At 64.5% G+C, this 12,991-nt stretch carries 10 protein-coding genes and 1 tRNA gene; 7 read left to right on the forward strand and 4 right to left on the reverse strand.

From position 1 onward, the window contains the following. Positions 1–66 precede the first annotated feature (66 nt). The 3 genes from QMG72_RS07065 to QMG72_RS07075 are packed head-to-tail and all read right to left on the reverse strand — an operon-like array spanning position 67 to position 3,942. Entirely contained in the window at positions 67–1,590 is a 1,524-nt protein-coding gene (locus tag QMG72_RS07065) for an APC family permease (RefSeq protein WP_282360064.1), read from the reverse strand. Further along, a complete protein-coding gene (locus QMG72_RS07070; RefSeq protein ID WP_282360063.1) occupies positions 1,587–2,501 on the reverse strand; it encodes a universal stress protein in 915 nt (304 codons plus the stop codon). The genes QMG72_RS07065 and QMG72_RS07070 overlap by 4 nt, the downstream gene beginning before the upstream one ends. Before the next feature lie 49 nt (positions 2,502–2,550). Then, a complete protein-coding gene (locus QMG72_RS07075; RefSeq protein WP_282360062.1) occupies positions 2,551–3,942 on the reverse strand; it encodes a flavin monoamine oxidase family protein in 1,392 nt (463 codons plus the stop codon). A gap of 169 nt (positions 3,943–4,111) precedes the next feature. Here QMG72_RS07075 and QMG72_RS07080 point away from each other — a divergent pair, with 169 nt between their 5' ends. Beyond that, on the forward strand, positions 4,112–4,801 hold the full coding sequence (locus QMG72_RS07080) for a TetR/AcrR family transcriptional regulator (RefSeq protein WP_282360061.1): 690 nt from the start codon (positions 4,112–4,114) through the stop codon (positions 4,799–4,801). Positions 4,802–4,880: 79 nt separating this feature from the next. On the opposite strand, the gene QMG72_RS07085 is transcribed toward QMG72_RS07080, so the two are convergent. Beyond that, positions 4,881–4,963: transfer RNA gene (locus tag QMG72_RS07085), tRNA-Leu, on the reverse strand. 440 nt (positions 4,964–5,403) lie between these two features. Here QMG72_RS07085 and QMG72_RS07090 point away from each other — a divergent pair. Genes QMG72_RS07090 through QMG72_RS07115 form a run of 6 tightly spaced genes read left to right on the forward strand, consistent with a single transcriptional unit; the run spans position 5,404 to position 12,991 of the window. Beyond that, on the forward strand, positions 5,404–6,144 hold the full coding sequence (locus QMG72_RS07090; protein WP_283480127.1) for an FHA domain-containing protein: 741 nt from the start codon (positions 5,404–5,406) through the stop codon (positions 6,142–6,144). Beyond that, entirely contained in the window at positions 6,141–6,620 is a 480-nt protein-coding gene (locus QMG72_RS07095) for an FHA domain-containing protein FhaB/FipA (protein WP_282360059.1), read from the forward strand. The genes QMG72_RS07090 and QMG72_RS07095 overlap by 4 nt, the downstream gene beginning before the upstream one ends. Positions 6,621–6,622: 2 nt before the next feature. Next, positions 6,623–8,284, forward strand: coding sequence for a PP2C family protein-serine/threonine phosphatase (locus QMG72_RS07100; protein ID WP_283480128.1), 1,662 nt, complete (start codon positions 6,623–6,625; stop codon positions 8,282–8,284). After that, positions 8,281–9,732, forward strand: a complete 1,452-nt coding sequence (locus QMG72_RS07105) for an FtsW/RodA/SpoVE family cell cycle protein (protein ID WP_283480129.1) — start codon at positions 8,281–8,283, stop codon at positions 9,730–9,732. Before QMG72_RS07100 ends, QMG72_RS07105 begins: the two co-directional genes overlap by 4 nt. After that, the gene (locus QMG72_RS07110; protein WP_226775543.1) at positions 9,729–11,186 is read left to right on the forward strand and encodes a peptidoglycan D,D-transpeptidase FtsI family protein; all 1,458 of its coding nucleotides are present in this window, start codon (positions 9,729–9,731) and stop codon (positions 11,184–11,186) included. Before QMG72_RS07105 ends, QMG72_RS07110 begins: the two co-directional genes overlap by 4 nt. After that, positions 11,183–12,991: a protein kinase domain-containing protein gene (locus QMG72_RS07115; protein ID WP_253031626.1), complete on the forward strand. Its 1,809-nt coding sequence runs from the start codon at positions 11,183–11,185 to the stop codon at positions 12,989–12,991. The genes QMG72_RS07110 and QMG72_RS07115 overlap by 4 nt, the downstream gene beginning before the upstream one ends.

Genomic DNA, 12,991 nt, shown 5'->3' on the forward strand with positions numbered 1-12,991 from the left:
TTGGTAAGTGTGCTTACTTATCAACAACTGCCGGCAGGAGGACCTTTCCGGTGTTGACTGCCGGGCTCAGTATCCCTTGGACAGGACCTTGCCCTTGAAGAACTCCGGGCGGAGCTTGGACATAACCAGCATCAGGACCACGCCCAGCAGGATCACGCCCATGCCCAGGATGAACACGAGGCCGATTCCGCCGACCGATGAACCGGAACCGTACGCCGGGTCCATGGAGTCATACGCGGTCTTGAGGAACATCACCAGAAGGATAATTCCGCCCAGCAACGGGGAGAGGAATTTGAAGAAGAACGAGTGCGCCCCCTTGAACGCCTCGCTCCGGAAGAACCAGACGCAGGCCAGAGCCGTGATGCCGTAGTAGAAGCAGATCATCATGCCCAGGGCGGTGATGGTGTCCCACAGCGCATTCTCGGAGGTGGTCCGGGTGACCACGTAGAACGCCGCGGCCGCGATGGCGGCGGCAATCGTGGCGTAGCTCGGAGACTTGAACGTGGGACTGATCTTGCCGAATTTCGCCGGCAGCGCCTGGTAATGGCCCATCGCCAGCAGCGTTCGTGCCGGGGAAACGAACGTGGACTGCAAGGACGCAGCCGAGCTGCTCAGGATGGACAGGGACATCAGGATCGCGAACGGGCCCATCACCGGTCCGGCGAGGACAGCGAAGATACTTCCCTGGTTCTCGGGGTTTCCGGCACCCAGGCCTTCCTCTCCGACGCCGGCGAAAGACAGTGTCGCAAGGGCCACAGTCATGTAGATGATCACGATGACCAGCACTGTGACGGTGGCCGCACGGCCCGGGGTCTTCTCCGGGTTGCGGGTTTCCTCGTTCATGGTCAAGGTGACGTCCCAGCCCCAGTAGATGAAGATCGAGAGCGAGACGCCGGCGGCGAAAGCCGAGAAGGAGCCAACGGCAAACGGGTTGAACCAGTCGGGGGTGATCGCCGTGGCGTCAAAGGCTGTGCCGTTGGCGACGTGGCTGAAAGCGGCGATGGCGAACCAGCCGAGCACAAAGAGCTGGAACGCGACGAGCACGTACTGGACACCCTTCGTCGTTTCCATGCCGCGGTAAGAGATCCAGCAGGCCAGCGCGATGAACACCAGCGTGGTGGCGATGTTCACGGGCAGGTTCAGGGTCAGGTCAGCCAGATCGGGATTGCTGAACACCTGGGCCAGCATGAGGTAGAAGAAGTCAACGGCAACGGCCGCCAGGTTGGACAACACAATGATCGTCGCGGCGATCAGTCCCCAGCCGCCCATCCAACCGATCCATGGACCGAAGGCACGCGAGGCCCAGGTGAAGGACGTGCCGGCGTCGGGCATCGCGTTGTTCAGCTCCCGGTAGCCGAATGCGACGAGCAGCATCGGAAAGAACCCCACCAGGAAGATGGCCGGCAACTGCACGCCGACCTCGGCGACAGTGGGCCCGAGGGCGGCGGTCAAGGTGTAGGCCGGGGCAATACAGGAAACGCCAATAACGACGGCGCCGATCAGTCCCACCGATCCGGCTTTCAGGCCCTTGGCACTGAGTCCTGCGTGCGTATCGTGCGCGGTCTTGGCCGTCGCGTGTTCGGTGCTCATGATGGGGCCTCTCCGGAGGTGTCATTCAACGTTGAATGGTTCTGGTGCTTGAGTTCGTAGCCGCTGGGTACCACAAACATCGGCACCGGAAGGGCGCGCAGGATGCGGTTCGCTGTGCTGCCCAGAAATATGGACCGCGGGTGGGCCAGCCGGCTTGAGCCGATGACCAGGATCTCCCCGTCCTCCCAGTCGAGGCCGTCCACGGCCTCTTCGATGCTCCGGCCCTGCGCAACGACCACATCCGTGGTGGCCGAGAGCGGGTCACCGGACGGGCTGGCCGGCGCGGCGTCCGCGACAGTCTTTTCGGCGTACTCGCGGGCGGCCTTGGCCGACTCTGCCGAGTCGCCGCCGTCAAGGGCGAGTAACGACACCACCCGCAGCGGCACGGACCGGTTCGCTGCCATGCCGATGGCAAAGTCGAGCAGCTTCTCCGCCCCCGTCCGGGTGCCGAGTCCACAACTGATCCGGCCCAGGGCCTCCGTCCGGTGGTAGCCGCGGGGGGCCAAGGCCACCGGAACGGTCGATGCGTGGAGCAGCGCGCTAGCTACCGACCCGATGGTAAATCGCTTAAAAAGCCCGTTGCTGGTGGCCCCGATCACGAGGACGTCGGCCCCCAACTCCTCCGCCGCCTGGATCAGCGTTCGGGCGTCGGAATCTCCGCTGCGGATATGGGCCCGCGCCGGGACGTCCGCCGGAACGAGGGCAAGGGCCTCGTCGAGCCATTGTTGTGCCTGTTCGTTCAGCAGCGTCTCGAAACCGGCCTTGGGTGCATGGGCGGCGGCTCCCTGCTGGATTTCGGGCACCGCCAGCACCAAATCCAGGCTGGCACCGCGGCCCCGGGCCAGCGAGATGGCCAGGTTAATGGCATCGTGGCCTCTCGCATTGGCTGAATATCCCACTACATAACGCATCTGGCCGGTCCTTTCTGGAGGGTTGCGCGGGCTGGGCCGTAAAAAAGTGCTAATTGGCGGAGACAGACGCGCGGTCTGCCGCCGCGACGATCCGGGCCGCCGTGTGGCGCCCCATCCGGACTGCGCCGTCGACATGCTGGTAGCCCTCAGCGGCGAGGTCGGAGGAGGACCAGTAGATAGGACCAACGGGTGCGTGCTGGTCCTTTCCGTAGCGATGCAGTCCACCCAGGTCGTAGCTGGAAGCATAGGCGCCGCGCGTCCACTCCTCGGACCCCCAGTCCGACTCGTAGTAGACCTCCGGTTCGAGGGCTTTGTCCCCCAGGAAGCCGGCGATCGATTCGAGGATGGTGCGGCGGCGTTCCTCGGCGCTGAGCTCGAACATGGCGTCGGCCTTCTCATCCGAGATAAAGCCGACCAGGGTGCCGCGGGGGTCCTCGTGGTTGGTGTTGTCGTAGACCTCCTGGACTAGGGCGCCGGCACCGAAGCAGGTTCCGGAGAGTCCGTCCTCGCGCCAGAACGGGGTGCTGTAGACGGCATGGACCTTGATCACCAGTCCCAGCGACTGGTGCTGGTGCATCTGGTGCTGGCGGCGCGGCAGCGGCGGATTGAACGAGACCCGGGAGTACAGGTTGGGCGGGACGGCCATAATAACGAACCGCGCGTTCACGGTGGCACGGTCCGATACGGCGGTGACACGCTGCTCCCCGCCCGCGTCCGCGCTCCAGTTGACGGTGCGCACCGGGCTGTCCAATACAACGTCGTTCCCCAGTTCGGCGGCCATCAGGACCGAGACCTGCTGCATTCCCCCAACGACGCGCTTGTCGAGGATAAAGTCCTCATCGGTGAGGTGGCTGAAGGATCCTGCGGAGGCAGCCATCAGCACCGCCTGCAGGGCCGAAAAAGCGTGGGCCGGCTTGGTCAGCATGCCACCGGCAATAAAGAGGCCGATATTGTTGCAGGCTTCCTCATCCGTGGAGTTCTCCCGCAGCCAGTGGTGGAAGGAGATGGTGTCCAACTCTCGGGCCTTGGGATGCGCCCACGGCTCGGTGGGGCCAATCTCGGCGGCGAGAGAGTCCAGCAGTGCCGTGAGCTTATCCATTTCGGTCGCGGTCCTCGCGCTGACCGGGAAGGTAGCCCCCGAATAGAGGGTGCGCTTACCGTCGGAGCCGATATAGACGGACTCGCCGTCGCGGTAGCGGGAATACGTTTGGAGGCCCAGCTCGTCGAGGAGAGCCAGCAGTTCGGTCTGATCCGGGGAGACCCACTGGCCACCGATTTCCAGCATGGCGCCATCGATGGTGTCGGTCCAGGTGCGGCCGCCTACGCGGTCGCGCGCTTCCAGCACGGCCACGCTTAGGCCGGCCTTTTTCAGTTCACGGGCTGCGGTCAGCCCGGCGGGCCCTGCTCCGACAATAACGACGTCGCGGTCAAGTTCCAGCATGATGTCCTCTCCGTGGCCGCGAAGTGATGCGGCCCACTAAATGAATGCCATTCATTTAGACTCGACTATAGACCCATCGGGTGCGCTAGGGAAGACCTTCACGCGAAGAAAACTCGGACGAAAAGTAAGGGCAGAATGGGAGAACCGCCCCACAGCAGAAAGGCCAGGAATGCCGGCATCAACCAGTGCCCCCGCAGAACCGCACCGCCAGGGCGCAAAACCCCGCCGCAGGGCTGGCCGGCCTGCTGCCGCCGTGCTCGATCAGGACGTCATCACCGTGGCGGCGCTTCAGCTCATCGGCAAGAGCGGCTACGGCGGATTTACCATGGCCGCATTGGCGCGGACGCTCAACGTCGCTCCGTCGGCCTTGTACAACCACGTCTCGTCCAAACAGGACGTACTGGTCCTGGTCCAGGACCATCTCACGTCCTTCGTTGACGTGTCAGCCTTCGACGCCGAACCGTGGGACAGAGCCGTCCGCAGGTGGGCCTGGAGCTACCGGAACGTTTTCTCCCAGCACACCCCCCTGATCCCGGTGATTGCAGTGCTCCCGGTCACCGACGCGCCCAAGACCCTCGCCATGTACGAGGCCGTCAGCGCCGGATTCGGCCGGGCCGGTTTCCCGCAGGAGCGGATTATTTCCGCAATTGTCGCCCTGGAATCCTTCATTTTCGGCTCGGCGTATGACGTCACTGCACCCGCGGACATTTTTGACTCCGGCCGAATGGCTGCCTCGACACCGAATTTCACGGAAGCCGTGGCTCGCCTGGCCGAGCAAGGGCACGCGAATCAGGCCGACGCCGCATTTGAGCTGGGACTCGACACGCTTGTCACCGGTTTCGGCGCGCTGCGGGTCTAGCCGTCCGGGTCCGGCCGTCCGAAGGGCCCGGGAGCGCACAAAAAAAGAACCCCGGTCCGAAGACCGGGGTTCTAGTGCGTGCGCGAGGGGGGATTTGAACCCCCACGCCCTTTCGGACACTGGCACCTGAAGCCAGCGCGTCTGCCGTTCCGCCACTCGCGCGCAACTTCTTCCACCTAATCCGGGCCCGGAATCCGGACCGCCAACCTCGTGAAAGCAGCGAGATCAAGCATAACGGACAAGAGCGGGAAAAGGCCAATCGACCCCCGGAGGGGGACCCCGGAGGAGCCGAAGGGGCCTGCTAGGGAAGACTTCAGTCACCCGCCGCACCCGGAATCCGGCTCCGGACGGCACTCGGGATGCGGCCGCCGCGGAGAAATGGAGATCTTCGTGCCGGTCGGATCAAGCAGGTGTCAGCGCACGTCAGAAGGGCTCCGAGGTATTTTCCCTGGCACGCAGCGGTGGCCCGCATTAAGGCCATTTCCAGACTCGCCCAGTAGTATCTGATTAGGAGTGCCCGTTACCAGCGGGCTCCCGCCGATGCGGGAAACCGAGTTCCGGACAGAATACTGCCCTGCAGTCGTCACGAAAGGAGAAGGACCATGGGATTGCTGGACAAAGTCGAGCGCGGCATCGAAAAGGCCGTCCGCGGGGTCTTCTCCACCGGTTCCCGCGCCCAGGTTGAGCCGGTCGAGATTGCCAGCCACCTCCGCCGCCAGGTGGACAACAAGGCCATCACCATCGCCGCCGGGCGGACCCTTGCTCCCAACGTCTTTGACGTACTCCTCAGCGACTCCGACTTCGAGCGGGCGCAGGAATGGGGCACTCCCCTTGCCGAAGAACTGTGCGATGTTGTGATCAACCACGTGCGCAGCCAGGGGTACACCCTCCAGGGCCCTGTCCGGATCAGTTTCCGCCGTGATGAGGAACGCCGCGCCGGAGCCTTCGAAATCACGTCGCGGACCGAAAAGTCCCCCTCTGCCCCGCAGCCGGCGGGGCACGGCGGCATGCCGGCCGCACCGACGCGCCAGCCCTCTCGGATGCAGCCGGTCCTGGACATCGACGGGCAGCGGTACTCGCTGAACGCCCCGTCGATCGTTTTGGGACGTTCTTCCGAAGCGGACATCCTCATCGACGACACCGGCGTTTCCCGCCGCCACCTGGAAATCCGGACGGGGCCGGGGACCGCCCAGGCAGTCGATCTGGGCTCCACCAACGGCAGCTACGTCAACGGCCACAAGGTCGTGGGGTCCTCGGAACTCACCGACGGCACCACAATCACTATGGGACGGACCAAAATCATCTTCCGCCTTTTGCCCGCCAACCCAGGTGGCCGCCGGTGAGCGAACTGACGATCACCGCCCTGCGCTTCGGTTTCCTCCTGCTCCTCTGGGTGCTGATCTTCAGCATCGTTGCCGCCATGCGTCGCGATCTTATGATCGGCCGCAAGGCAGCGGCCGGCGCCCCGACGGCGCGGCAGGTGCGGAAAAACCCGGCCCTCGCCGAGCCAGCCACCCCCGCCAAACAGCAGCCCCGCCAACTGATCGTCACGGAGGGTCCGCTCAAGGGCACAACGATCCAGTTGGCGGCAAGCCCCATCCTGCTGGGCCGGGCCCAGGAAGCCACCCTTGTGTTGGAGGATGACTATGCCTCGGGACGCCACGCGCGCTTGTTCCCGCAGGGCAGCCGCTGGTTCATTGAAGACCTTGGCTCGACAAACGGTACCTATCTGGCCGATCAGCAGCTCACCCGGGCACTGCCCGTCGAGTTGGGTGTCCCCGTGAGAATCGGCAAGACGGTCATTGAATTGAGGCCATAGCCATGGCTGCCACCGAACTTCCCGCAGGCAAGGCACCCGCCTCAAAGCGGCCACTGATCATGCGCTATGCCGCGCGTTCCGACGTCGGCAGGGTGCGCGGAAAAAACGACGACTCCGCCTACGTTGGCCGCCACCTCGCCGTCGTTGCCGACGGTATGGGCGGACACGCCGGAGGTGATGTCGCCTCGGCCGCAACGGTCCTGGACATGATCCATCTGGATAGCGACGACTACCACGGCGACGCGGGCACCATACTGGCGGACGAGATCCAGACTGCCAACTCGCTGCTCTCCGAACTCGTTCACATTGATCCCAAATTGGCCGGTATGGGCACCACCGTCACTGCCCTCCTGCTGGCTGAAGGCAAACTCCACTTCGCCCACATTGGCGACTCACGCGCCTACCGGCTTCGAAACGGTGAGTACGAGCAGGTAAGTGTGGACCACACCTTCGTCCAGCGCCTCATCGACGAAGGTCGGCTCCGGCCCGAAGAGGCCGAAACCCATCCGCATAAAAATGTCCTGATGCGCGTCCTCGGTGACGTCGACGCGAGCCCGGAGCTGGACCTGGACACCCTCGAAGTGGAGCCGGGCGAACGCTGGCTGCTCTGCTCAGACGGATTGAATTACGTGGCCGGCCACGTCGTGGAACGCACGGTCCGGGAGACCCGGGATCTGCGTGAATGCGCCGAACTGTTGGTCGATCTCACGCTCGAAGCAGGCGCCCCGGACAATGTGACGGTCGTGATGCTGGAGATCGTCGAACAGACCGCCGACGACGTACGGACGGCCGCCGTCGATGTTGTTCCGGCTCCAGCGAGCCCGATCGTGGCCTCCGGCGGGTCCGAAAGGGCCGGGCAGGCCACCGGGAGCACCGTCGGCGCAGCGGCCAAATCCGCGGCCTCGTCAACGGGTACCCCGAAGGACCCCGACGGGGCACCGAGCCCAGCAGAGAGGGTCAGGCCGCAGGAAGAGCCGGAAAACTCCACCGATCCGCACTTGGGTGAGCACCTTTCCGCGGAGGTCCTCCGCGAGGAACTCTCCGGCCGGCCGCACGAGCTTGTGGGGGCAGCAGCCACCGCCGCCGAATCCGGCTCCATTCCCACCATCGCCGGGCGCACCATGGCGCGCCGGGCCGCGACCGTCCTGACCCACAAGTCGGAACAGGCCAAAGAAGAAGCCGAGGAGTTCAGCCCGGACGGAGGGCCGCGCCGCTGGGTGACGATCGCAATCGCCGCCGCCATCCTGGCAGTGCTCGCCGTCGGTCTGTGGCTGGGCTACGCCTGGACCCAGACCCGGTACTACATCGGCGAGCAGGACCAGCATGTAGCCATCTTCAACGGGGTCTCCCAACGCCTGGGACCCATCCAGTTATCCAGGCTCGAAACGGTGACCGAGGTCAGGATGTCGGATCTGCCGGAATTCTCCCAGCAGCGGGTGCGACAGACTGTGCCTGCCAGGGATCTCTACGATGCCCAGCGGATCGTCAAAAACCTGGAGCGCACCGGAACCACAGCCCCCGCAGACGAGTGCATCACGCCATCTCCGGCGCCGGCTAGCCCAGATGCATCATCGGCTCCGGGAAATACCGCGAGTCCGGGCGGGGCCGGCAGCGCCACGCCAGCACCGTCGTCGACCGCTCCGAGCTGTGAGGGTGCCAAATGACACCGATAGAGTCCACGCCAAAGCCCCGGCGGAATGTTGAACTGGTCCTGCTTGTCCTGGCCCTCGCCGTCGGCATCGGCGCCAACGTACTGGTCGGCGCAGACCAGCAGAAGGCATTTGACACGGAGTTCTGGTTCCAGTCCAGCCTGTTTGCGGCCGCTGCCTTCGTATTCCACATCGTGCTGCGCCTCCGCGCGAAATATGCCGATCCGGTTATTCTTCCGCTGGTGATCGCCCTGAATGGACTCGGTCTCGCCATGATCCACCGACTCGACAGGGTCGGGGAAGACACTGGAAACAACCAGCTGCGCTGGACGCTGGTGGCCATGGCAGTTTCGATCGCCGTCATTTGGTTCCTCAAGGACCATCGGGTCCTTCGCCGTTTCACCTACATCTCGCTTGCCGTCAGCGCGCTCCTGTTGGTCCTTCCGCTTCTTCCCGGAGTCTCGGCCGGTGAAATCCTGGGCGCCCGGGTGTGGATCAGATTTGGCTCGATGACCTTCCAGCCCGGTGAAATAGCGAAGATCACGCTGGCAATATTCTTTGCAGGGTACCTTTCCTCCAACCGGGATCTCATCCTGTTGGCCGGCCGGAAAGTCGGCCCCATCCAATTCCCCAGATTCAAGGACATGGGCCCCATGCTGGCGGCCTGGCTCGTGAGCATCGGCGTGCTGATCTTTCAGCGGGACCTGGGATCCTCAGTCCTGTTCTTCGGGCTTTTCCTCGTGATGATCTATGTCGCCACGAGCCGTATCAGCTGGGTGATCATCGGGATCGGGCTGCTCGCTGCAGGCGGGTTTGTGGCGTCCCGGGTCTTCTCGCACGTGGCCCTGCGGATCGACGGCTGGGTCAACGCCTTCACGGACGAGGTCTACGGCCGCGAGTTTGGCGGCAGCCTGCAAATCGTTGAGGGCTTGTTCGGTATGGCCAACGGCGGCCTGGTGGGCACAGGCCTCGGCCAGGGGCGCCCCAATCTTGTCCCATTCGCCAACAGCGACATGATTATCGCGTCCTTCGGTGAGGAACTGGGACTCATCGGCCTGTTCGCGATCGTGCTGATGTACCTGTTGCTCTTCACCCGCGGCTTCCGCGCTGCGCTGGGGACGAGGGATGCGTTCGGGAAGCTGCTGGCCACCGGACTGTCCTTCGCGATTGCACTGCAGTGCTTCGTCGTGATTGGCGGCGTCACCCGGCTCATTCCCCTCACCGGCCTCACCACTCCCTTCCTGGCCGCCGGCGGCTCTTCGCTGCTGGCCAACTGGATCATCGTTGGACTGTTGCTGATGATCTCGCACACGGCACGCGGCCCGGTCGATACGACCCCGCTGGCCCCCGGCGAACAACCCGACCAACAGAAAGTCACCCCTGCCATGCCTTCGAAGCCGGCCGCCGCGCCCGGTACCGGACGGACCAGCCCGGACACACCGACCGCGGCGGTGAAGCTGTGAACCAAGCCATCCGCAGCTCCTGGATCGCGGCGATCGCGATGTTCGTCCTGATCTTCGGCGCCCTCAGCTACGTCCAGGTCGTCGGCGCGGACGAATTGCAGGCCAATGCATGGAACAAACGCACCCTGCTCCAGAATTACTGCAACGACCGCGGCGCCATCATCGTGGGCGGCACCCCGGTGGCGGAGTCAGTCGAGACGGCGGGGAGCTGCAAATTCCAGCGCACTTACACCCAACCGCCGCAGTACGCCGGAATCACCGGCTACTTCTCCAGGAGCTTCGGCGTGACCGGGTTGGAGAAAACGATGAACAAAGAGCTTGCTGGAAGCTCGGACCAGCAGTTCCTGGACCGTGTCGGCCAACTGTTCCTGGGCAACCAGCCCAAGGGCGCCTCCGTTGAGCTCACACTGGATCCCGCCATCCAAAAGCTCGCCTACGACCTCATTCCGGACGGACAGCGCGGCTCGATTGTGGTGACCAATCCGAAAACCGGCGCGATCATAGCGATGGTTTCCAAACCCTCCTACGACCCGAACCTGATCGCCACCCAGGATCCGGCTGCCGAGGCAGCCAATTTGGCCGAGCTGAACAAGGTCCCCGGGATCAACTTGAACCAGAACGTCAGCGGTCCAACCGGTGCCTTGCTGGCACCGGGCTCGGTGTTCAAAATCGTTGACACAGCGGCTGCCCTGAACTCGGGAAAATACAATAAGGACAGCATTCTGCCGAATCCGGCTGAGATGTCCTTTCCCGGCATCCAGTACAAGTTGCCCAACTACGCCGGCGGCAACTGCTACTCCCGCGACACGGCCACGTTTGCCTTCGCACTGCAGCAGTCCTGCAACACCCCGTTCGCCAAGATCGCCCTGGACCTGGGACAGCAAGCCATTGTCGACCAGGCCGAAAAATTCGGTTTCGGGCAGGAATTTGGCGACCAGCTGAAGCTGGACTCCGCCCCCAGCTTCTTCCCCGTGGAGAAACTGGATGACGCCAGCCTCGCGCAGTCGTCGATCGGCCAGCGGGACGTCCGGGCGACTCCGCTTCAGATCAACCAGATGACAGCGGCGATCGCGAACGGCGGGGTACAGATGCAACCAAACCTCATCAAGGCCTTGCGTTCCCCGGACCTGCGGCCATTGAGCGAGCCGAAGCCACAGGTGCTGCGCACCTCCACCTCGTCGGAGATTGCCCGGCAGATCAACGAGTGGATGGTCAGTGTCGTCAGCGATGGCATTGCCCGCGCGGCCGCCGTGCCCGGTGTCCAGGTGGCCGGCAAGACCGGTACCGCTGAGCTTGGCAACGGCCTGAACAATTCATGGTTTACCGGGTTTGCCCCGGCGAATGACCCGCAGGTGGCTGTCACTATCGTGATGGAAGGCGTAGACATCACCACCGGCGCACAGCTAACCAGTCCGAATGCGAAGAAGATCTTTGAGGCGGTGTTGAATAAGTGAGGCCTTCATCAGGAATCACCCTCGGCGGCAGATTTCAGCTGACGACGCGTATTGCGATCGGCGGCATGGGAGAAGTCTGGAAAGCCAAAGATCTGATCCTTGGCCGCATCGTCGCTATCAAGGTGCTCAAGGAGGAGTACACCGGGGACCCCGGTTTCCTCCAGCGCTTCCGGGCCGAGGCCCGGCACACGGCGCTGCTGAACCACGTGGGCATCGCCAACGTCTTTGACTACGGCGAGGAAGAAGGCTCCGCCTACCTCGTGATGGAGCTCGTTCCGGGCCAACCGCTGAGCAGCATCATTGAACACGAACAGGTGCTTTCCCCGGACCGCACCCTTTCCATGATTGCCCAGACCGCCCGCGCCCTCTCGATGGCGCACACCCAGGGCCTGGTGCACCGTGATATCAAACCTGGGAACCTGCTCATCACCCCGGACGGGCGCGTAAAGGTCACGGACTTTGGCATCGCTCGGCTGGCAGACCAGGTCCCGCTCACCCAGACCGGACAGGTGATGGGAACGGCCCAGTATCTGGCCCCCGAGCAGGCTACCGGCCAACTCGCGACCGGAGCCTCGGACATCTATGCCCTCGGCGTGATCGGCTACGAGTGCCTCACCGGCCGCCGCCCGTTCTCCGGCGAATCACAGATCGCCATCGCACTGGCCCAGGTCAATGATGCGCCGCCGCCGCTTCCGGAGACCCTGCCGAAGCCGGTCCGCGCGCTGCTGATGTCCATGCTGGCCAAGGACCCCAAGAACCGTCCCGCCGACGCGCTCAAGCTGTCGGAGGCTGCCGAAGCCATCCGCAACGGCGACATCTCCGCAGCTCACGCTGCGGTTCCCGGCATGCTCCTCTTCGAGGCGGCGACCGGCCCGATCACCGCCCCGGTAGACGTCCCCACAGCGGCTACGGGTGTCATCGGCGCGGCTGACCGAACGACGTCGGCCACCTCGGCACTGCCGGTGGTCGGCGCCGCCGCAGCCGGTGCCGCAGCGGGGTTTGCTGCCGGATCAGACGCCGCCGGGGCCCGAAGCACACTCTCACGCGCCGATGCTCTCGCCGCGGAACGCACCTGGGACCAGGAGGACGACGACTACGACGATCCCGTCGACGAACCGGGGCACCGCGGACGCAGCCCCTGGACCTGGCCGCTGGTGGCGCTGATCCTGCTCGTGCTGTTCGCCTTGGTGGGCGTGGTACTGACCCAGGCCGGGATCCTTTTCCCGAAGACGCCGGCGAGCAGCAGCGCGGCGGTCACCACCAGCAGCAGCGCACAGCCGAGCAGCTCCAGCGCGTCACCCACATCCTCAAGCGCGAGCCCCACCAGCAGCTCCGCGACGCCTACAAAGTCGACTCCGGCCGGGATCAACCTCATTCCGGAAAGCTATCTCGGCCGCCCCTTTAACCAGGTCCGCAGCGAACTCATCGGACTGGGCCTTGTGGTGACCGGAGCCGAGGTATTTGACGATTCCACCCCTGGAACGGTGGTCCAAATTGACCCGGCCGGACGGGTCCAATCGGGCACAACCATCACAGTGAGCTACTCCAAGGGCCCGGCACCCGCCACGGTCCCGACCCTGCAGCCCGGTGCCAGCGAAGCCGCCGTGCAGCAGGCCATCGAAAGTGCGGGCCTGCGTTGGGCCAAGGGGGCTGACCTCGCTCCGGCCACCAAGACGCAGGCTCCCGGCACCTTCGTCAGTTCCGAGCCCGCGTCCGGCGCCAGCGTCCCCGCCGGCTCGCTCGTGACCTACCACCTGGCCAAAGCAGCCCCCGCGGCAGCTACCCCAAGTCCGACGGGAACGTAG

This window comes from Pseudarthrobacter sp. PH31-O2, from assembly GCF_030063265.1.
Lineage (GTDB): Bacteria > Actinomycetota > Actinomycetes > Actinomycetales > Micrococcaceae > Arthrobacter.

Bases quoted from the DNA above. Each gene is read 5' to 3' on its own strand.
- QMG72_RS07065 (WP_282360064.1), bottom strand. From the start codon at position 1,590: ATGAGCACCGAACACGCGACGGCCAAGACCGCGCACGATACGCACGCA.
- QMG72_RS07070 (WP_282360063.1), bottom strand. From the start codon at position 2,501: ATGCGTTATGTAGTGGGATATTCAGCCAATGCGAGAGGCCACGATGCC.
- QMG72_RS07075 (WP_282360062.1), bottom strand. From the start codon at position 3,942: ATGCTGGAACTTGACCGCGACGTCGTTATTGTCGGAGCAGGGCCCGCC.
- QMG72_RS07080 (WP_282360061.1), top strand. From the start codon at position 4,112: ATGCCGGCATCAACCAGTGCCCCCGCAGAACCGCACCGCCAGGGCGCA.
- QMG72_RS07090 (WP_283480127.1), top strand. From the start codon at position 5,404: ATGGGATTGCTGGACAAAGTCGAGCGCGGCATCGAAAAGGCCGTCCGC.
- QMG72_RS07100 (WP_283480128.1), top strand. From the start codon at position 6,623: ATGGCTGCCACCGAACTTCCCGCAGGCAAGGCACCCGCCTCAAAGCGG.
- QMG72_RS07105 (WP_283480129.1), top strand. From the start codon at position 8,281: ATGACACCGATAGAGTCCACGCCAAAGCCCCGGCGGAATGTTGAACTG.